Origin of the sequence: Streptococcus infantis, from assembly GCF_047463655.1 — a bacterium.
GTDB classification, from domain to species: Bacteria; Bacillota; Bacilli; order Lactobacillales; family Streptococcaceae; genus Streptococcus; species Streptococcus infantis_Z.
In genome coordinates this window covers 1-930 of the sequence record NZ_JASHDM010000031.1, presented here as the reverse complement: position 1 = coordinate 930, position 930 = coordinate 1, and the positions used below count along the sequence as shown (strand labels likewise).

The 930-nt window shown below is 54.3% G+C and carries 1 pseudogene; it reads left to right on the top strand.

Annotation, left to right across the window (positions count from 1 at the left end):
* Positions 1 to 930 (top strand): annotated as a pseudogene (locus QM877_RS10180) (hypothetical protein); the annotation flags it as partial.

Here is a 930-nt window from a genome sequence, read left to right as displayed (position 1 = left end):
CGTCAACCAGTGCGAGCCAATCAGCCAGCACATCGGCTTCTGAGTCAGCAAGTACAAGTGCAAGCCAATCAGCAAGTACAAGTGCGAGTCAGTCAGCCAGCACCAGCGCCTCTGAGTCAGCAAGTACAAGTGCAAGCCAATCAGCCAGCACATCAGCTTCTGAGTCAGCAAGTACAAGTGCAAGCCAATCAGCCAGCACATCGGCCTCTGAGTCAGCAAGTACAAGTGCAAGCCAATCAGCAAGTACATCGGCATCTGAATCAGCGTCAACCAGTGCAAGCCAATCAGCCAGCACCAGCGCCTCTGAATCAGCAAGTACAAGTGCTAGTCAGTCAGCAAGTACATCGGCCTCTGAATCAGCATCAACCAGTGCGAGCCAATCAGCCAGCACATCGGCCTCTGAGTCAGCATCAACCAGTGCGAGCCAGTCAGCAAGCACATCGGCCTCTGAATCAGCGTCAATCAGTGCGAGCCAATCAGCCAGCACATCGGCTTCTGAGTCAGCGTCAACAAGTGCAAGCCAATCAGCAAGCACATCAGCCTCTGAATCGGCGTCAACCAGTGCGAGCCAATCAGCCAGCACATCGGCTTCTGAGTCAGCGTCAACAAGTGCAAGCCAATCAGCAAGTACATCGGCTTCTGAGTCAGCGTCAACAAGTGCAAGCCAATCAGCCAGCACATCAGCCTCTGAATCGGCGTCAACCAGTGCGAGCCAATCAGCCAGCACATCGGCTTCTGAGTCAGCAAGTACAAGTGCAAGCCAATCAGCAAGTACAAGTGCGAGTCAGTCAGCCAGCACCAGCGCCTCTGAGTCAGCGTCAACCAGTGCAAGCCAATCAGCCAGCACATCAGCTTCTGAGTCAGCAAGTACAAGTGCAAGCCAATCAGCCAGCACATCGGCCTCTGAGTCAGCGTCAACCAGTGCAAGCC